An 18,565-nucleotide genomic window follows, 5' to 3' on the forward strand; every position below is an offset into this window, starting at 1 on the left:
CCTGCCCCGGTCAGACCAGCGCCACCACCGCGCTGATCACGATATTCAAGCCAATGGAGAGCACGCCGGTGATGTAGAGCACCTTCGGCGCCGAGAGCGAGGGCAGCTCCTCCTCGCCCAGGCGGGCGATAGACAGGCGGGTCTGCCAGAAGGACACCATGGACATGCCCACCACCAGCAGGCACATGCCCAGCAGGGCGCCCTCCGCCAGCGGCAGGGCGGCGTCGTCGACGGCGTCCTCTATGCCGAACTTCTTGATCAGAAAAGCCAGCGCCAGGATGGAAAGCTGGGTGCGCACCCAGGCGAGGTAGGTGCGCTCAATGGCGTAGTAAACCCGTGGATCCTGCAGGTAGGCCACGGTGTGGTGCTAGCCCCGCCCCTTGGGCTTGTTGGGGCCCGCCTGGGAATCCTTTTCGATGTACTCGATGATCTTGCTGGCCACATTGATGCCGGTGGCGGTCTCAATGCCTTCCAGCCCCGGCGAAGAGTTCACCTCGATCACCAGCGGGCCGTGGGCCGAGCGCAGGATGTCCACCCCCGCAAGGTCGAGCCCCATGACTTTGGCGGCGCGAATGGCCAGGCGGCGTTCCTCGGGCTGCAACTTGATCACCTCGGCGGTGCCGCCGCGGTGCAGGTTGGAGCGGTATTCCCCCTTCACCGCCTTGCGCTGCATGGCGGCGATGACTTTCTCGCCCACCACAAAGCAGCGGATGTCGGAGCCGCCCGCTTCCTTGATGAATTCCTGCACCAGAAAATCGGAGCCAATACCACGGAAGGCATTGATCAGCGCCTCGGCGGCTTTTTTGGTTTCTGCCAGCAGCACACCGTTGCCGTGGGTGCTGTTGGTGAGCTTGAGGATCAGGGGGGCCCCGCCCACGGATTCGATCAGGTGGTCGGTGGCTCGCGCCGAGTGGGCGTAGGCAGTTACCGGCTGGCCAATGCCACGCCGGGCCAGCAACTGGTGGGCGCGCAGTTTATCGCGGGAGCGGGTGATGGCGATGGATTCGTTAATGGAATACGTGTGCCCCACCTCAAACTGGCGCAGCACCGCACAACCGTAGGCGGTCACGCTGGCGCCGATGCGCGGGATCACCGCATCGAAGGCCACCGGTTCCACTTTGTCGGCGGAGCGCTGGTAATACACGGTGGGATCATTGGCAGTGATGTTCATGTAGCACTTGAGCACGTCGATAACGCGCACTTCATGCTGGCGTGCCTGGGCCTCTTCCACCAGGCGACGGGTGGAGTAGAGGTTCCGATTGCGGGATAGAATACCTAGTTTCATAACTCTGCCTGTTTGGTGAATGAGCAGCGGGAACCCGGGATCACCGGGAAGCTTTCCACGCCACGTCTGAACAGACTATAGGGGGCGCTTTCAGAGAACGCAAAGCGGGCCCCGCCAGCCACCCGGGAAAGGCGGCGCATTATCCACGAATCAACGCCACAGGCAACGCGCCCTGATGATCTTGCCCACAGGCGGCAAACCCGGCCCGCTTTACCCCGAGCGCATGGCCCGGCCCACGGGCGCCTCAGCCTTCGATGGCGCTGCGCTCCATGGCGATAATGCGCCGCCAGGCCGGGTCCATCTGGGGCAGCCATTGTTGTAGCAGGGGGCTGGTGGCCCGGGCCTCGTCCAGGCCCTCGCGCAGGGTGAGGTACTTGTACATAAAGGCCGACACCCGCATGTTCAGCGCACAGTGCACAAACACCCGGTCATCGCCAAGGGCCGCCATAACGCCAAAAAAACGCTGCAGGTGTTGCTCGCCGGGCGCGTCGAAGGGCACCGGCAGGTGGATGTAGTCCATGCCCAGGGACGACACCAGCGAGCCCTCCTCGGGGATGGCGTTATCGGAATCCGGCATGGCGAGGTTGATCACCGCCGTATAGCCCGCCGCCGCAATCTGCGCGAACTGTTCCCGGGTCGGCTGGCCGGCAGTGCCGATGTTTTCCGTGATGGGGTAGAAATTGAGAATGTCATTCATGCGGTGAAAACCTGTCGTTCAGGGTGGGCAGCAGTGAAGGCGTCACGGCCACATTCAGCAAGCCAGCGCAAAGTCGACGGCTTTCGCGGCGTGTACTGCGGTGGTATCCAGCAGGCGCACTGCGCTGTGCTCCTGCTGCACCAGCAGGCCAATCTCGGTGCAGCCCAGCACCACGGCCTCGGCGCCGCTGGCGGCCAGGGCGTCGATGATGCGCTGGTACTCAAGGCGGGAGGCGTCCAGCACCCGGCCCTGGCACAGCTCCTCGTAGATGATGCGGTGCACGGTGGCGCGGTCGGCGGCTTCCGGCACCCGCGTTGCAATGCCAAACCCGCTGCGCAGGCGCTCGCGGTAGAAGTCCTGCTCCATGGTGAAGGCGGTGCCCAGCAAACCGATGGTGGTGATGCCCTGTGCCGCCAGCACTTCACCGGCGGCATCGGCAATGTGCAGCAGGGGCAGATCCACCGCCGCCTCGATGGCCGGCGCCACCTTGTGCATGGTGTTGGTGCAAATCAGCACGCAGTCGGCCCCCGCCGCCGCCACCCGGCCAGCTGCGTTGACCAGCAGCGCGGTAGCGCCCGCCCAGTCATCCGCGGCCTGCAGGTCGGCGAGTTCCTGGAAGTCGATGCTGTCGAGCACAATGCGCGCGGAGTGCAGGCCGCCCAGCGCTTTCTGCACGCCCTGGTTGATCAGGCGGTAGTAGGTCTGGGTGCTCTCCCAGCTCATTCCGCCCAGCAGGCCGATGGTTTTCATGTGGTTGCTTCCAGCCAATGGCAGACAAGGCAGCACAGCATAGCGGCAAGCCCGGCGGCGTGCACGCGGGTGGCTAGATCAGTAGATGGAAATATCCCACTGGACCCGGAACCGGGTGCCGGTGGCACCGTCCGCGGACACCTGGTCGAAATCCAGGTAGGCTACGTCGAAGGTAAGTTTGTTGCGGTGCCCGTTCAGGAACCAGTTCATGCCCAGGGTATATTCGCGGTTGTTGTCGCCGGCGGTGTCGGTGTCCGGGTCGTACCAGGACTGGCGGCCGAAAATTTCCACCTTGCCGGGCAGGTCTCGCCAGGCTTTGGGGATATAACCCAACTGGACGTAATAACCCACCAGGGTGGTATCGCGCCGGTTCACCCTGTCGTCGATGTGCTTGTAGTGGGCCTCCTGCTCCCAGGACCAGCCGCGGTATTTGAAGGCGGTCTCGAACAGGTACTGGTTGATGTCGTACTGGCCGTCCACGCCGTCTTCAAAGCCGCTGAGCTGCCCCCCGCCGGATGACGAAAACCGCGTGTAGGGGCTGCGATTGGTAACCGCCGCCACCGCCACGGAAGAGACCAGTTCCTCGCTGTAGCCAAGGTCCGAGCCGGAAAAGCCCAGGTCACTGCCGTTGGGATTCCACTGCAGACGCAGCAGGTACATGGGGTGGCTGTCATCGTTTCTCCAGGCGCCGATGCCGTTGCCGGTGAGCACCGATGCCCAGTAGCTGAAATTATTGGCGCCCTCGCCTTCCAGATTGCCGTACAGGGAGACGCCCTGCTGCCGATCCACAGTGAACACGCTGTTCAGCAGGGAGCGATCGACGCCTGTCTGTTTACCGGAAGAAATCACCCGCTCACGCGAAAAGCGCGACTTCCACTGCCCGATTTTGAGTTTCAGGGCGGGGTTCTCTTCGATCATAAAGCGCCCATCCAGCAATTGCGGCGTCTTTAGGTCCTCTTCAAAGTAAAAACGTAACCAGGGTTGCAGGAGGTGGCCACCAAACTTGATACGAGCGCGGTTGACGGTGAACTTGGTGCCCTCCTCCCCATCGAGCCCCTCTTCGCTGGTGGGGTAGTTGTCGAAGGGGTTTACCGCCCGGAACTGGCCGCGAAAGTCCAGTTGTAGCAGGTTGTTGCCATCCGCGCTCTGGAACGACAAGCCCTGGTCTTCCACCACTTCAGCGTCTTCCTCGGCATCTTTCGCTGCCTCCACGTGGGCCGCAAGTGCCTCTGCCTCTTTGCGCAGATGTTCGGCCAGGGGGTGGCTGCCAGCGGATGATGCCGCCGCCAGCGGCGCCCAGGGCAGCGCCGCCACCAACGACAAGCACATTGTTTCGCGCCGCAAGCGCACGGGAACTACAGGTACAAACACTGCCGGCTCAACCCCCGCGCTGGTCGAGCACTTTGCGCCGGCTGTGCTCCATCAGCGCCCACAGCACGTTGTTGGAGCTGACCTGCCCCACCAGCTTGCCCGCCTCAACCACCGGCCGGCGGCGCTGGCGGGTGTCCACCATGGCCTGGGCCACTTCCACAATGCTGGTTTCGGTGGTGCAGGTCTGGACGTCGGCGTCCATCGCATCTTCCACCTGTTTGTGCTCCGGGTCGCCGTCGTTGTAGATAGCCGTCAGCACCGCGCGGATGCAATCCAGTTCCGACAGGATGCCCACCACGGCGCCCTCGCTGTCGGTCACCGTCAGCCCGGTGAGCTTGTACTCCACAATCATCGAAATGGCCGTCACCAGGCTTTCGTCCCGGCGAATGGTCAGGGGCTTGCGGTGCATGCAATCGCGGATCTTGGTGGGGTTAGGCATGGTGGTTCTCCCAGTGAGACAACGGTTGGCTAACGATATCAGTCGGTCGCATCCAGGGTCAGCCCCAGGTGCGCGGCCAGAAAGGTCCACATATCCGCATACTCGCGGATCAGCATGGAGGTGGGCTTGCCCGCCCCGTGCCCGGCGCGGGTCTGGATTCGGATCAGCACCGGGTCGCCGCCGCCCTGGGCGGCCTGCAGGCGGGCGATGTATTTGAAGCTGTGCCCCGGCACCACCCGGTCGTCGGTATCGGCGGTGGTCACCAGCACCGCCGGGTAGTCAGCGCCGGCCTGGATGTTGTGGTAGGGCGAATAGGCGTAGAGCGCCTTGAACTGCTCCGGGTCATCCGATGAGCCGTAATCGTCCACCCAGAAGCGACCGGCGGTAAAGCGCTGGAAACGCAGCATGTCCATCACCCCCACCGCGGGGATGGCCGCGGCAAACAGGTCGGGCCGCTGGTTTACCACCGCGCCCACCAGCAGGCCGCCGTTGCTGCCGCCGTAAATGCCCAGGTGTTCCGGGCTGGTGTACTTTTCCCGCTGCAGGTACTGGGCCGCGGCGATGAAGTCATCGAACACGTTCTGCTTTTGCAGCTTGGTGCCGGCCTTGTGCCAGGCCTCGCCGTATTCGCCGCCACCGCGCAGGTTGGCCTGGGCATACACGCCGCCCAGGTCCATCCAGGCCAGTCGCGTCACCGAGAAGCCCGGCGTGAGGGAAATATTGAAGCCGCCGTAGCCGTACAACAGGGTCGGGTTGCTGCCATTGAGCTTGATGCCCTTGCGGTGGGCAATGAACATGGGCACCTGGGTGCCATCGGCCGAGGGGTAGAACACCTGCCGCACCACAAAATCGTCGGGGTCAAAAGCCAGCTCCGGCGCCAGGGCGACCTCGCTGTCGCCGCTGTCCACGTTGTAGCGATACACGGTGGCGGGCCGGTTGAGGGAGGAGAAACTGTAGTAGGTCACCGGGTCATCCGGCGCATTGGCAAAGCCGGAAACAGTGCCAAGGCCGGGCAGTGAAACCTCCCTCAGGGCCTTGCCCGCAAGGCTGTGAATAGCGACCTTGGCGTGGGCGTCCTGCAGGTAGTCCAGCACCAGTTTGCCGCCCACCAGGCTGGCGCCCTGCAGCACCGGCGCCTGCTGCGGCACAACTTCCCGCCAGCTGCCACCGGCACCCTGTTTCAGATCGTAGCTGACGATACGCCCCCGGGGTGCGTCCAGGGTGGTGCGGAAGTAGGCGGTATCGCCAACCACCTCCACCAGGGAAAAGTCCGCCCGGAAGTCATCCTCCAGCACGATAACCTTGCCGGGCTCGTCGCTGAGGTCGATCACCTCCACGCGATAGCGGTCGTCAGTACCTATCCAGGTGTTGATGAACAGATAGCGACCGCCATGGCCAACCTCGGCGCTAAAACCCCACTCCGGGTGATCCGGCCGCGCGTACACCTGCTGGTCCTTTTCCTGCGCGCTGCCCAGCCGGTGGAAATACACCGCCATGTGGGTGTTCAGGCTCTGGAACTGCTCGCCCTCGGCAGGTTCGGGATAGCGGCTGTAATAAAAGCCGCTGCCGTCCGCCGCCCAGCTGGCATCGGAAAACTTGATCCAGTGCAGTTCGTCATCCAGCACCTTGGCCTTGTCGATGTCCTTTACCCGCCAGGTGCGCCAGTCGCTGCCGCCATCCTGGATACCGTAGGCCACATAGCGGCCATCGGGACTGACCGACACCTCCGCCAGGGCCACGGTGCCGTCCTTCGACCAGCCGTTCGGATCCAGCACCACTTCAGGGTCTACCCCCGGTGCCTTGCTGCGGTACAGCACGGCCTGGTTCTGCAGGCCGTCGTTGCGGCTGTAGAAGTAATAGTCGCCGTAGCGGCGCGGGGTGGAGTAGCGCTCGAAGTCCCACAGGTCGGTCAGGCGCTGTTCGATGACCTCGCGGCCCGCCAGGCCGTCAAGATAGGAGAAGGTCACCGCGTTCTGGGCCTCTACCCAGGCGGCTACCTCGTCCGCCTCCCGCACGTCCTGCTCCAGCCACCGGTAGGGATCCTTCACCACGGTGCCATGGTAATCGTCCTGCTGATCCACCGTTGGCGTAGCGGGGTAGTCCACCGCGGCGGCGGGCAGGGCGCAGGCGGCGGCCAGCGTCACCGCGCTCAGCAGGGTGTGGTTCAGGGGCTTTGACATGCGACTCTCCAGTGCACCAATACGGCCTGAGATGATACCACCGGGGCGCGGGCTCAGCCCTGCAAACGGCGGCTGACCTGCATGATTTCGGCATCGTCCGGGTCGCGGCGCAGGCTAAAACCCAGCCCGCGACACAGCTTCAGCATTTTGCTGTTCTGGGCCAGTACATCGCCCTCCATTTCCTGGAAGCCGCGCTGGCTGGCCAGGGTCATCAGGCGCCGCATCAGTTCGCTGCCAATACCCTGGCGCTGCATGTCGTCGGCCACCGCCAGGGCAAATTCGCAGGACTCACCGCCGGGGTTGGCCACGTAGCGGGCCACCGCCTTGATGCTGGCGTTCTCGGTGTCATCGTGCTCCACCACCACCAGGGCCATCTCCCGGTCGTAGTCGATCTGGGTAAAGCGCGCCAGCATGGCGGGAGTGATGTCGCCCATGCCGTACATAAAGCGAAAATAGCGGCTTTCGGGCGACAGGCCGTCCACAAAGCGCCGCTCGATGGCGGTGTCTTCAGGCCGTATGGGGCGCACCACAAACTGGCGGCCATCGCGGCCGGTGAGGGCGCTGGTCATGCCCGGCGGATAGGGGTGAATGGCCAGGTGGTCGAAGGGCCCGGCCCCCTCGCTGACCGGGCACACCGCCATCCAGGCATCCACCGCCACCAGCCCGTCTTCGTCCACCAGCACCGGGTTGAGAATCAGGCGCTGGATTTCCGGCAGCTCACAGGCCAGCTCCGAAGCCCGCATCAGCACATCTACCAAGGCCTCACGGCGTATGGAGGGCAGGTAGCGGTGGGCCACCAGCAGGCGCTGGGCGGCGCTGCGCTGGATCAGCTCTTCGCACAAAAACACGTTGAGGGGCGGGATGGCCACCGCGGTCTCCGCCAGAATGTCCTCGGCCATGCCGCCGGCGCCAAAGCGGATCACCGGGCCAAATACCGGGTCACGCTCGATGGCGACCACCACCTCCCGGGCGTGGGGGCGCAGTTCCATGGGCTCCACCGTCACACCGTGTACCCGGGCGTCGGGAACACGAGCGCTGACCGCGGCGTGAATCTCCCGGTAGGCGGCGGGCACCGACGCCGCCTCCCGCACGTTCAGGCGCACCCCGCCCACATCGCTCTTGTGGGCAATGTCCGGGGAGTTGATTTTGAGCACTACTGGCAGGCCCAGCGATTCGGCCGCGCGCCGGGCCTCGTCGGCACTGGTGACATTGATGCAGTCGGACACCGGAATATCAAAGGCCGACACCACCGCCCGCGCCTCCAGGCTGTCCAGGTGTACCCGCGCATCGCGCAGCGCGGCGCGGATAATATCCCGGGCGGCCTGTACCCGCGGCGCCCGGTGTGCCGCCAGTGGCGGCGGCGCCTGCAGCAGGGTCTGCTGGTTGCGGTGGTAGGCGGCGAGGTAGCCAAAGCCGTTCACCGCCGCCTCCGGGCTATTGAAGTGGGGTATGCCTTCGCGCTGCAACTTCCAGCGCCCCTCGCGCACCTGGTTCTGGCCCATCCAGCAGGCCAGCACCGGCTTGCGCTTGCCGCGCGTTGCGGCAATTACCGCCTCGGCACAGCCGTTGGGGTCGGTCATGCCCTGGGGGGTCAGCAGCACCACCACGCCATCCACGTTGCGGTCGGCCAGCACAATCTCCAGCGCCTTGCGGTAGCGTTGCGGGTCGGCATCGCCCAGCAGATCCACCGGGTCGGAGGGCGACCAGTGCGGCGGCAGCACCTGGCCAAGGGCCTCGATGCTGGCCTCCGACAGCTGGGCCAGCGGCACCGCCAACTCGGCGGCGCGATCGGCCGCCATCACCCCCGGGCCGCCGCCATTGGTGAGGATGGCAAGGCGACCGCCGGTCACCCGCACGCCGGAGGCCAGGGTATTGGCCGCCGCCAGCAACTCGTTCACCGTGTTGACCCGCACCGCCCCGGCCCGCTCCAGGGCGGCGTTAAAAACCTGGTCGCTACCGCGATGGCCGCCGGTGTGGGTAACGGCCGCCCGCCGCCCGGCCTGGTGGCGGCCCGGCTTGATGACCACCACCGGCTTCAGGCGCGCCGCCGCCCGCAGGCCACTCAAAAAGGCCCGGGCATCGTTCACGCCCTCGATATACAGCAGGATGCTGCGCGTCTGGGCGTCGAGGGAGAGGTAATCCAGCACCTGGCCAAAGTCGACATCGGCGGTGGCACCAAGGGAGGCCACGGCAGAAAAGCCCCGCCCCCCGGACCAGGCCGCATCCAGCAGTGCCGTGCAGAAGGCACCGGACTGCGACACCAGCGCCACCGGCCCGTGGCGCACCTCGCTGTGGGCGAAGGTGGCATTCAGGCCCAGCCGCGGCCGCATCACACCCAGGCAGTTGGGCCCCACCAGCGGGATGTTGGCGGCGCGCGCCAGGTCGACAATCTCCTCCTGCAGTTGCCGACCCAGGGGGCCAACCTCCCCAAAACCGGCAGAAATCACCACCACACCGCCCACCCGCGCCGCCACGCACTGGCGCATCACACCCGGGATGCGCTGCGCCGGAATGGCCAGCACCACCAGGTCCACCGGCTCGCCAATGTCGGTGATGCTGGCGTGGCAGGGCACATCGAGAATACGGCTGTGGCGGCGGTTGACGGGGTAGATCGCGCCTTCAAACCCCGCCGCCTTGAGGTTGTGCAGCACCTGGTACCCCACCGAGCCCTGCCGCGGGCTGGCGCCGATTACGGCCACCGAGGCGGGCTCGAAGATGCGGTATAGGCGGTGTCGTCTCATCAAAGCGCTGCCCGCTTAACCTTGGCGGGCTCCTGTACTAGAGTTAGGCCCAGTATAGACGCCAGAGAATGGGCATTGCTCCCCGCGCTGCCCGAATTGCGGTAAACGCCCCATGACCATTGCCTATATCACCCACCCGGAATGCCTGCAGCACGACATGGGGCCGCAACACCCCGAGCAGCCGGCCCGCCTCGGTGCCATCAGCGACCGCCTGCTGGCCTGCGGGCTCGACATGGCCCTGCGTCATTACGAAGCACCGAAGGTGGATGCCGGCCTGCTCGAACAGGTACACGACAGAGGCTATATCGAGTCCCTCTACCAGCGCGCGCCGGCCAGTGGCCACATCCCGCTGGATGAAGACACCGCCATGAACCCACACACTCTCAGCGCCGCCCTGCACGCCGCCGGCGCCGCGCAACAGGCGGTGGATCTTGTAATGGGTGGCGAGCACAGCAAGGCGTTTTGCGCCGTGCGCCCCCCCGGCCACCACGCCGAGCGGGCCCGGGCCATGGGCTTTTGCCTGTTCAACAATGTGGTGGTGGGCGCCTATCGCGCCCTGCGCGACCACGCCTTAGAGCGGGTAGCCATCCTGGACTTTGACGTACACCACGGCAATGGCACCGAAGACATCGTGGCCGGCGATGAGCGCATTCTGTTCTGCTCGCTGTTCCAGCACCCCTTCTACCCCCACAGCGGCGCCGGGCCGAGCGCCGCCAATGTCATTAACAGCCCCCTACCCGCCGGCAGCGACGGCGCCGCCCTGCGCGCCACCGTGGAGCGCGACTGGCTGGGGCGACTGGCGGACTTTGCGCCGCAGCTGGTGCTGGTGTCCGCCGGCTTTGACGCCCACCAGGCCGACGACATGGCCGGCTTCAACTTTGTCGACAGCGACTATGCCTGGGTGACCCGGCGGCTCTGTGAGCAGGCCGATGCCAGCGCCGGGGGGCGCCTGGTGTCCTGCCTGGAAGGGGGCTACCACCTGCTGGCCCTGGGGCGCTGTGTGGAGGCCCACCTGAAGGCCATGCTGGGCGCGGTGTAGCCGCCGTATCGCCGCCTTATTGCCGCCGCGAGCGCCCCCAGCCCGTCCCAGCGCAAATTGATAAACCAGTCCGCCTCGCGGCCCCAGTGACAACCTTTACCCGCGGTGCGGGAGTGCTAGTCTAGGCCTCTGCCTGGCACAGGGCCGCGCCATCGACACAGGCCGCGCCGGGGCATCTCCAGATAACCATAAGGAACGGAGGAGCGAGCGTGGATGACACTCTCAATACAACACGCAATAAAACCCGCAACAAAACACCCAACAACACGCTGTTTGACACCCTCATCGTCAACGGTACGGTGGTGGACGGCACCGGGGCCCCGGCCCGCCGGGCCGATGTCGCCATCCGCGACGGCCGCATCGCCGCCATTGGCAGCACGCTCGGCGAGGCGCACCAGACCATCGACGCCAGCGGCGCCCTGGTCACCCCCGGCTGGGTGGACACCCACTCCCACATGGACGGCCAGGCCACCTGGGACGCCCATTGCAGCCCCGCCGCCCATCACGGCATCACCACCCTGATCATGGGCAACTGCGGCGTCGGCTTCGCGCCCTGTCGCCCGGACGATAGCGAGCGCCAGCGCATGATCGAGGTGATGGAAGACGTGGAAGACATTCCCGGCGCGGCACTGGCCGAGGGCATCCAGTGGCAGTGGGAGAGCTTCCCGGAATACCTGGATGCGCTGGACCGCAAGCCCCGGGCCATCGACATCGGCGCCCAGGTGCCCCACTGCGCCGTGCGCACCTACGTGATGGGCCAGCGCGGCGTAGACAACGAGCCCGCCACCGAGGACGACGTGCGCCAGATGGCCGCCATCGTGCGCGAAGGCATTGAGGCTGGCGCCATCGGCTTTACCACCTCGCGCACCAAACTGCACACCACCCGCGACGGCCAGGTGATGCCGGGCACCTACTCCGACGCCGGCGAGCTGCTGGGCATCGGCAGCGCCATCGGCCAGATGGGCAAGGGCATCTACGGCCTGGTGTCGGACTTCGACGACTGGGAAGAGGAGATGGCCTGGATGAAGCAGCTGTCCATCGACAACCACTGCCAGGTCAACTTTGTGCTGTTCTTCCGCGAAGAGGCGGATTGGGAGCGGGTGCAGAAACAGCTCGCCTACGTGCGCGAGGCGCGCAAGGACGGCGCCCGCCTGATTCCCCACGTGGGCGCGCGCCCGGTCAACATCCTGATGGGCTGGGACGGCACCGTGCACCCCTTTATGTTCCACCAGAATTACGCGCCCCTGGCCGGCCTGTCGCGCCAGGAACGGCTCGACCAGTTGCACCGGCCCGAGGTGCGCCAGGCCATTTTGAGCGAAACCCCCATCGACACCGGCGGCGACTTCTTCCTCAACGCCATCACCTGCGGCTACGACAACCTCTACGTGATGGGCGATACGCCCAACTACGAGCCGCGCTACGAAGACAGCATTGAATACCTGGCCAGGCAGGCCGGCCTCAGCAACGAGGAATACACCTACAACGCCCTGCTCGCCAACGGCGGCACCACCCTGCTCTACTGCCCCCTGTTCGGCTACGACAGCCGCGACCTGTCGCGGCAGTTTGCCATGCTCAAGGACGAAAACTCGGTGCTGAGCCTGGCCGACACCGGCGCCCACTGCGGCGTGCTGTGCGACGCCAGCGTGCCCACCTACCTGCTCAGCTATCTGGTGCGCGACCGCGCCAGCGGCGGCCGGCTGGGGCTGGAAGAGGCGGTGAAAATGCACACCCACGACACCGCCCGCTGTATGGGACTGGACGATCGCGGCACGCTGGAGCCGGGCATGAAGGCCGACATCAACATCATCGACTTTGACGCCCTGCAGGTGAAGCGGCCGGAAATTATCTTCGACCTGCCCGCCGGCGGGCGCCGGGTGTTCCAGGGCGCCGAGGGCTACCGCTACACCCTGGTGGGCGGCGAAGTCATCATGCGCGACGGCGAACCCACCGGCAGCCTGCCGGGCAAGCTGATTCGCGGCGCCCAGCAGGCGCCGGCGGCTGCGGCTGCCTGATACGCCCGCCCTTTCTCCCCCGGCCCCGCCCAAGCAGGCCCCGCTGCCCGGTGGCGGGGCTCACTCCCGAGTTCGGTAATTCTGCACTGGCCGATTGACGGCCCCGGCAAGTGGGCAAATACTTCGCCGGCATTCACGCATTACACCCCCGAGAGTTATTGATGTCCCAAACCCTGATCGTGATCGACAAGCGCAGCGACTGGGCGCCCTACTACCCCAGCGAGCAGGTCATCACCTTCGCCGACTACATGAACGGCAGCTACCCCCAGGGCCAGGCCCGCACCCGGGTCATCAACCTGAGCCGCAGCTTTGCCTACCTGAGCCAGGGCTACTACTGCTCCCTGCTGGCAGAGGCGCGCGGCCACAAGGTCATCCCCTCGGTGCGCACGCTGAACGACCTCAGCAAACGCGCCCTGTACCGCATCCACCTGGATGACCTCGACCAGGACCTGGACAAAACCCTCAAGGACGCCGATACCAGCGCCGACATCACCCTGCTGAGCTACTTCGGCCACAGCGTGGATGCCCGCTTTGGCGAACTGGCTCAGAAGCTGTTTGAAACCTTCCCCTGCCCCATTCTGGAAATCACCCTGCGCTACCGCCGCCAGTGGGAGATCACCAGCCTCAAGCCGCGCTCACCCAAGGGCCTCGGTGAAGACGAGGAAAACGGCTTTGCCTCGGCCCTGGATGAGTTCAGCCGCAAGGTATGGCGCAAGCAGCGCGAGCAGAAGGCGGCGCGCTACGACCTGGCGGTGCTGGTGGACCCCGCCGAAGCCCTGCCACCCTCGGACGACAAGGCGCTGAAGCGTTTTGTGAAGGCCGGCAAGGAACTGGGCGTGGACGTGGAGCTGATCACCCAGCGCGACTACCTGCGCCTGCCGGAGTTCGACGGCCTGTTCATCCGCACCACCACCAACATCGACCACTACACCTACCGCTTCGCCAAGAAGGCCGAAAGCGAAGGGTTGGTGGTGATTGACGACAGCAACTCCATCCTGCGCTGCACCAACAAGATCTACCTGGCAGACCTGTTCCGCACCCACAAAGTGCCCTCGCCCAAAACCGTGGTGCTGTACAAGGACCAGCCGGGGCAGCTGGATACCCTGGGGGAACAGCTCGGCTACCCCATCGTGGTGAAAATCCCCGACGGCGCCTTTTCCAAGGGCGTGGAGAAGGCAGCCAACCGGGAGGAACTGGATGGCATCTGCAAGCGCCTGTTCCAGCGCTCCACCCTGCTACTGGCCCAGGAGTTCCTGTACACCGACTTCGACTGGCGCATTGGCATTCTCGACCGCAAACCGCTGTATGCCTGCCGTTACTACATGGTGAAGAACCACTGGCAGATTTACCGCCACGGCGACAAAACCGATTCCGGCGGCTTCGACACCCTGCCCACCTTCGAAGTGCCCCCGGCTGTACTGGACGCCGCCGTGCGCGCCACCCGCCCCATTGGCGATGGCTTTTACGGTGTGGATGTAAAGGAGAGCCAGGGCAAGGGTTTTGTAATCGAGGTCAACGACAACCCCAGCATCGACAGCGGCGTGGAAGACAAATACCTGGGGCCGGAGCTGTACAAGATGATCCTGTCCACCCTGCTCAAGCGGATGGAAGCAAAACGGGGGCACTAGTGGGCCCCCGCTCACATCATCAATGCCGGCAGATGCCGGCCAGACTTCAGGCCGCGTTCAGGCGCGCGGTGACCTGAATCTCGATCTTCATGGCGTCGTCCAGCAGGCGGGCCTCGAACACCGTGGCCGCCGGGCGCACCTCGCCCAGCCAGCGGTTCAGCGCCGGCCAGCAGGCTTCGAAATCATCCCGGTTGGGCAGGATGTAGGTCACCCGCACGATGTTGGCGATGCTGCTGCCGGCCTCGTCCAGCGCCGCCTGAATATTGCGAAAACACTGGTCGGTCTGCTCGGCCACATCCTCGCTGACGCTGTTGGCGGCGTAGTCGTAACCGGTCGTGCCGGATACAAAAACGTAGTCGCCATCCACCACCGCGCGGGAATAGCCAATTTTCTGCTCGAAGTCCGAGCCGCTGGAAATCAGTTTGCGAGCCATAGGGGGTCTCTCAGTCGCTATATAGCAGGGTTGGGCAGGCGCGCCGGCGTCGCCAGCGGCCTGTTGGTGTGCTGAAGGTTGCAGGGTCGGTGAACAGCGCAGGCGCCGCGTGGCTACAGCCGCAGCACCTTCTCGCCACGGGCAATGCCGGCCACACCGGAGCGCACCACTTCGAGGATTTCCGCCTCGGCCATGGCCGCCACGAAGGCATCCAGCTTTTCGCCGGTGCCCACCAGCTGGATGGTGTAGACATTCGGGCCCACATCCACAATCTGGCCGCGGAAGATATCCGTGGTGCGCTTGACCTCGTCGCGGGCCGCGCCGCCACTGGCGCGCACCTTGATCAGCATCAGGTCGCGCTCGATGTGGGCGCCCTCGGTCAAATCCACCAGCTTGACCACGTCTACCAGCTTATTGAGCTGCTTGGTGATCTGCTCGATGGTTCTGTCATCACCAATGGTGGTGAGGGTCAGGCGGGACAGGGTGGCGTCTTCGGTGGGCGCCACGTTCAAGGTTTCGATGTTGTAGCCACGCTGGGAGAACAGGCCAACCACCCGCGACAGCGCGCCGGGCTCGTTTTCAAGCAGGATGGAGATGATGCGTCGCATGTTCAGGTCCTCTCGTTCTTGCTCAACCACATATCTTTCATGGCGCCGTTGGGGGCCACGTGCATCGGGTACACGTGCTCCATCGGATCAATGAAGATATCGAGGAAGACCAGTTTGTCTTTCATGGCGAAGGCTTCTTCCATCTTCGCATCCAGTTCATCCAGCTTGCGCACCTGCATGCCCACGTGGCCGTAGGCCTCCATCAGCTTGATGAAATCCGGCAGGGAGTCCTCGTAGGTGCTCATGGCGTGGCGGCCTTCGTACTGCATGTCCTGCCACTGCTTGACCATGCCAAGGTAGTTGTTGCGCAGGTTGATGATTTTCACCGGCAGGTTGTACTGGGTACAGGTGGACAGCTCCTGGATGTTCATCTGGATACTGCCCTCGCCGGTGACGCAGGCCACATCCGCCTCGGGAAAGGCCAGCTTGGCGCCCATCGCCGCCGGCAGACCAAAGCCCATGGTGCCAAGGCCCCCGGAGTTGATCCAGCGGCGCGGGTGGTTGAAGCGGTAATACTGGGCGGCAAACATCTGGTGCTGGCCCACATCCGAGGTGACATAGGCATTGCCGCCGGTGGCCCGAAACAGGCTCTCGATCACCTGCTGGGGCATGATCATCTCGCTCTCGCCGTAACGGCGCCCGCTCCACAGGCCGTGTTTGGCCCGCCACTCGTCAATCTGCTGCCACCAGCGCTCCAGCGCGCCCTGGTCGGGCAGCTCGGCATCCTTGTTGCGCATTTGCGCCACCTGTTCGGCCAGGTCGGTGAGCACCGACTGCACCGGGCCAACAATGGGGATGTCCGCCTGCACCGTCTTGGAGATGGAGGTGGGGTCGATATCGATGTGAATAATCTTGGCACCGGGACAGAACTTGCTCACCGTGTTGGTCACCCGGTCGTCAAAGCGCGCCCCCACCGCCAGGATGACATCGGCGTTGTGCATGGCCATGTTGGCCTCGTACAGGCCGTGCATACCCAGCATGCCCAGGAACTGGCGGTCGGTGCCGGGATAGGCGCCAAGGCCCATCAGGGTGTTGGTCACCGGGTAGTTGAGGTCGCGGGCCAGTTGCGTCAGCAATTCGCTGGCCTCGCCCTGTACCACGCCGCCGCCGGAGTAAATCACCGGGCGCTTGGCCGACAACAGCAGCCGGGCCGCCTTCTTGATCTGCCCGGTGTGACCGCGCTGGGCCGGCGAGTAGGAGCGGATTTTCACCGCATCCGGGTACACGTACTCGAACTTGGCATCGGGCCGCGTGGCGTCCTTGGGAATGTCGATGACCACCGGGCCGGGGCGGCCGGTGGTGGCAATGTGGAAGGCCTTCTTGATCATCGCCGGGATGTCTTCCGGCTTGCGCACCATGAAGCTGTGCTTAACGATGGGGCGGGAAATCCCCACCATGTCGCACTCCTGGAAGGCGTCTTCGCCAATCAGGTGGCTGGCCACCTGGCCAGACAGCACCACCATGGGAATGGAGTCCATGTAGGCCGTGGCAATGCCGGTTACCGCATTGGTGGCACCGGGGCCGGAGGTCACCAGCACCACGCCGGGCTTGCCGGTGGCGCGGGTATAGCCGTCGGCCGCGTGGGTGGCCGCCTGCTCGTGCCGTACCAGCACATGGGGAATTTTGCTCGCCTTGAACAAGGCATCGTAAATATGCAGCACCGCTCCGCCGGGGTAGCCAAAAATAAACTCGACTCCCTCGTCCTCGAGGGCGCGGGCGATCATCTCGCCACCGGACAACATCTCCACACTCTTTCTCCCAGGGCTGTTCAGGCCCAGTCAAAACGCCCCGACGCGTTACCCTCGCCGGTAGCCGTTTCATCGCAACTGTGTGGAGAAGCCTGGAAAGCACCTGGACCGGTGCCCGGCTGGCTACGCCACTCCCTGAACGAGCGAGACACAACGGCGGTTCGTAACCTGCCCGCCTTCGGCTGGCGCCCAAGGTGGCACTCCTCGAAGGCTCTTTTCACAGTGTGCGGGTGAAAAGCGATCACGAACCCGTGTATCGGTCGCCCTGCGGGGTAGCGCAGTGTCTGGCCCCCAGCGCAGCCCATGCGGCCACACTGGATAACGGGACTCACCACCAGCTGCGCGCAAATCATCGCATCGCGGCAGTAGGCCAGGGGCTGAGGGTACTCAGCAGTAGCCGTTACCAAAGGTGAGACAGGCGCGTATTCTTGGTTTACTGCGGCCGTCTGTCAACCCAAACGTGATTTTTGCCCAGCACCGCAACCCGCTTGGCGGGGCTGTCACAGATATCATAAGATAAGCCGTCATTAGAAAGGCAGCGGTTCTTATGCGGCATTGGCGGCCAATCTGCTTACAACAGCCTTCTTATCATAACCAGCAGATAGGCTCGTGATGCCGACCCAAAGTGGCATGCAGCCCCTGGACCTGATTTCCATCATCCTCCCCTGCTTTGACGAAGAAGCCGTTTTGCCGGCGACGCTGGAACGCCTGGACGCGCTGAGCATCGCCCAGAAGGATTGTGATTTCGAGTTCATTTTCATTGACGACGGCTCAACGGATGGCACCAATAACCTCCTACACGCTGCGGCAAGGCGCGATGATCGCTTGCGCCTTATCACCCTGTCGCGAAATTTCGGGCAGCAGATTGCGACAACTGCCGGCATCGATCTTGCCAACGGTGGTGCCGTCGTTCTCATGGACTGCGATTTGCAGGATCCGCCCGAACTGGTAACACAAATGATCGCCCGCTGGCGTGAAGGTTACGATGTCGTTTACGGCACAAGAGCGTCGCGCGAGGGTGAGAGCTGGTTCAAGCGCAGTACTGCCCGCGGTTTTAACCAGGTAATCAACCGGCTGTCTGAAGTGCCCATACCGGCAGACAGCGGCGACTTCCGGCTCATGAGCCGTAAGGTCGTGGATGTCCTCAAGCAGATGCCCGAACGGCATCGATTCCTGCGCGGCATGGTTGCCTGGTCGGGGTTTCGGCAAACATCACTGCCCTACGACAGACCCGGGCGCCTCGCCGGCACCACCAAATATCCCCTGCGCAAAATGCTGCGTTTGGCACTGGACGGCCTGCTGTCCTTTTCCACTAAACCCCTGCAGGCCTCGATTTTTCTCGGCCTGTTGACGGCAGGCCTGGCGGTTCTGGGGATTTTCTACGCGCTGTTTATGCGCCTGTTCACGTCTGCGTGGGTGGAAGGCTGGACAGCACTGATGATCGCCATTTTGTTCATCGGTGGTGTCCAGTTGGTGTCGCTGGGGATTATCGGAGAGTATATCGGGCGCATCTACGCCGAGGTGCAGCGAAGACCCCTGTACATCGTTCGCGATATGGTCGGCTTTGAACGACATGCAGAGGCCGATGCCGGTGTGCATGAAACTCAGCGTGACAGCACCCGGATCCCGTGAAG

The 18,565-nt window shown here is 64.4% G+C and carries 15 protein-coding genes; 4 read left to right on the top strand and 11 right to left on the bottom strand.

The features are described from left to right. Window positions 1-10 precede the first annotated feature (10 nt). From DDZ17_RS12665 to DDZ17_RS12700, 8 genes are all read right to left on the bottom strand, one after another. Window positions 11-358, bottom strand: coding sequence for a YidH family protein (locus DDZ17_RS12665; RefSeq protein ID WP_116367332.1), 348 nt, complete (start codon window positions 356-358; stop codon window positions 11-13). A 9-nt stretch (window positions 359-367) separates the two neighbouring features. Continuing rightward, window positions 368-1,285 (bottom strand): 30S ribosomal protein S6--L-glutamate ligase, encoded by a 918-nt coding sequence (gene rimK, locus DDZ17_RS12670; RefSeq protein ID WP_116367333.1) that lies wholly within the window; start codon window positions 1,283-1,285, stop codon window positions 368-370. Window positions 1,286-1,529: 244 nt separating this feature from the next. Beyond that, window positions 1,530-1,982: a protein tyrosine phosphatase family protein gene (locus DDZ17_RS12675; RefSeq protein WP_116367334.1), complete on the bottom strand. Its 453-nt coding sequence runs from the start codon at window positions 1,980-1,982 to the stop codon at window positions 1,530-1,532. 54 nt (window positions 1,983-2,036) lie between these two features. After that, window positions 2,037-2,732, bottom strand: coding sequence for an aspartate/glutamate racemase family protein (locus DDZ17_RS12680; RefSeq protein ID WP_116367335.1), 696 nt, complete (start codon window positions 2,730-2,732; stop codon window positions 2,037-2,039). Window positions 2,733-2,810: 78 nt separating this feature from the next. Next, window positions 2,811-4,061 carry a porin gene (locus DDZ17_RS12685; protein WP_157976618.1) on the bottom strand — a complete coding sequence of 417 codons (1,251 nt, stop codon included), beginning with the start codon at window positions 4,059-4,061 and terminating at the stop codon, window positions 2,811-2,813. A 49-nt stretch (window positions 4,062-4,110) separates the two neighbouring features. Then, window positions 4,111-4,542: a CBS domain-containing protein gene (locus tag DDZ17_RS12690; protein WP_241505876.1), complete on the bottom strand. Its 432-nt coding sequence runs from the start codon at window positions 4,540-4,542 to the stop codon at window positions 4,111-4,113. Window positions 4,543-4,580: 38 nt separating this feature from the next. Next, a complete protein-coding gene (locus tag DDZ17_RS12695) occupies window positions 4,581-6,722 on the bottom strand; it encodes a prolyl oligopeptidase family serine peptidase (protein WP_193940599.1) in 2,142 nt (713 codons plus the stop codon). Between the two features lie 53 nt (window positions 6,723-6,775). Beyond that, a complete protein-coding gene (locus DDZ17_RS12700) occupies window positions 6,776-9,463 on the bottom strand; it encodes a bifunctional acetate--CoA ligase family protein/GNAT family N-acetyltransferase (protein WP_116367337.1) in 2,688 nt (895 codons plus the stop codon). Between the two features lie 112 nt (window positions 9,464-9,575). On the opposite strand from DDZ17_RS12700, the gene DDZ17_RS12705 reads away from it, so the two are divergent. The 3 genes from DDZ17_RS12705 to DDZ17_RS12715 all read left to right on the top strand — a co-directional run bounded on the left by DDZ17_RS12705 (window position 9,576) and on the right by DDZ17_RS12715 (window position 14,142). After that, window positions 9,576-10,502, top strand: coding sequence for a histone deacetylase family protein (locus DDZ17_RS12705; RefSeq protein ID WP_116367338.1), 927 nt, complete (start codon window positions 9,576-9,578; stop codon window positions 10,500-10,502). A 209-nt stretch (window positions 10,503-10,711) separates the two neighbouring features. After that, window positions 10,712-12,514 carry an N-acyl-D-amino-acid deacylase family protein gene (locus tag DDZ17_RS12710; protein ID WP_157976620.1) on the top strand — a complete coding sequence of 601 codons (1,803 nt, stop codon included), beginning with the start codon at window positions 10,712-10,714 and terminating at the stop codon, window positions 12,512-12,514. Window positions 12,515-12,675: 161 nt separating this feature from the next. After that, window positions 12,676-14,142, top strand: a complete 1,467-nt coding sequence (locus DDZ17_RS12715) for a RimK family protein (RefSeq protein ID WP_116367340.1) — start codon at window positions 12,676-12,678, stop codon at window positions 14,140-14,142. 46 nt (window positions 14,143-14,188) lie between these two features. Here the strand turns inward: DDZ17_RS12715 and DDZ17_RS12720 are convergent, their stop codons facing one another. The 3 genes from DDZ17_RS12720 to DDZ17_RS12730 form a co-directional block, all read right to left on the bottom strand. Further along, window positions 14,189-14,575 (bottom strand): RidA family protein, encoded by a 387-nt coding sequence (locus tag DDZ17_RS12720; protein WP_116367341.1) that lies wholly within the window; start codon window positions 14,573-14,575, stop codon window positions 14,189-14,191. Between the two features lie 113 nt (window positions 14,576-14,688). Beyond that, window positions 14,689-15,183, bottom strand: coding sequence for an acetolactate synthase small subunit (gene ilvN / locus DDZ17_RS12725; RefSeq protein WP_116367342.1), 495 nt, complete (start codon window positions 15,181-15,183; stop codon window positions 14,689-14,691). 2 nt (window positions 15,184-15,185) lie between these two features. Then, window positions 15,186-16,931 (bottom strand): acetolactate synthase 3 large subunit, encoded by a 1,746-nt coding sequence (locus DDZ17_RS12730; RefSeq protein ID WP_116367343.1) that lies wholly within the window; start codon window positions 16,929-16,931, stop codon window positions 15,186-15,188. 612 nt (window positions 16,932-17,543) lie between these two features. Between DDZ17_RS12730 and DDZ17_RS12735 the strand changes: the two genes are divergently transcribed. Further along, the gene (locus DDZ17_RS12735; protein ID WP_116367344.1) at window positions 17,544-18,563 is read left to right on the top strand and encodes a glycosyltransferase family 2 protein; all 1,020 of its coding nucleotides are present in this window, start codon (window positions 17,544-17,546) and stop codon (window positions 18,561-18,563) included. Window positions 18,564-18,565: the final 2 nt, after the last annotated feature.

This window comes from Parahaliea mediterranea (assembly GCF_003402235.1).
In the GTDB taxonomy this organism is placed as follows: domain Bacteria; phylum Pseudomonadota; class Gammaproteobacteria; order Pseudomonadales; family Halieaceae; genus Parahaliea; species Parahaliea mediterranea.

Coding starts and splice junctions, on each gene's coding strand:
- rimK (WP_116367333.1), bottom strand. CDS start 1,285: ATGAAACTAGGTATTCTATCCCGCAATCGGAACCTCTACTCCACCCGT.
- DDZ17_RS12675 (WP_116367334.1), bottom strand. CDS start 1,982: ATGAATGACATTCTCAATTTCTACCCCATCACGGAAAACATCGGCACT.
- DDZ17_RS12680 (WP_116367335.1), bottom strand. CDS start 2,732: ATGAAAACCATCGGCCTGCTGGGCGGAATGAGCTGGGAGAGCACCCAG.
- DDZ17_RS12685 (WP_157976618.1), bottom strand. CDS start 4,061: ATGTGCTTGTCGTTGGTGGCGGCGCTGCCCTGGGCGCCGCTGGCGGCG.
- DDZ17_RS12690 (WP_241505876.1), bottom strand. CDS start 4,542: ATGCCTAACCCCACCAAGATCCGCGATTGCATGCACCGCAAGCCCCTG.
- DDZ17_RS12695 (WP_193940599.1), bottom strand. CDS start 6,722: ATGTCAAAGCCCCTGAACCACACCCTGCTGAGCGCGGTGACGCTGGCC.
- DDZ17_RS12700 (WP_116367337.1), bottom strand. CDS start 9,463: ATGAGACGACACCGCCTATACCGCATCTTCGAGCCCGCCTCGGTGGCC.
- DDZ17_RS12705 (WP_116367338.1), top strand. CDS start 9,576: ATGACCATTGCCTATATCACCCACCCGGAATGCCTGCAGCACGACATG.
- DDZ17_RS12715 (WP_116367340.1), top strand. CDS start 12,676: ATGTCCCAAACCCTGATCGTGATCGACAAGCGCAGCGACTGGGCGCCC.
- DDZ17_RS12720 (WP_116367341.1), bottom strand. CDS start 14,575: ATGGCTCGCAAACTGATTTCCAGCGGCTCGGACTTCGAGCAGAAAATT.
- ilvN (WP_116367342.1), bottom strand. CDS start 15,183: ATGCGACGCATCATCTCCATCCTGCTTGAAAACGAGCCCGGCGCGCTG.
- DDZ17_RS12735 (WP_116367344.1), top strand. CDS start 17,544: ATGCCGACCCAAAGTGGCATGCAGCCCCTGGACCTGATTTCCATCATC.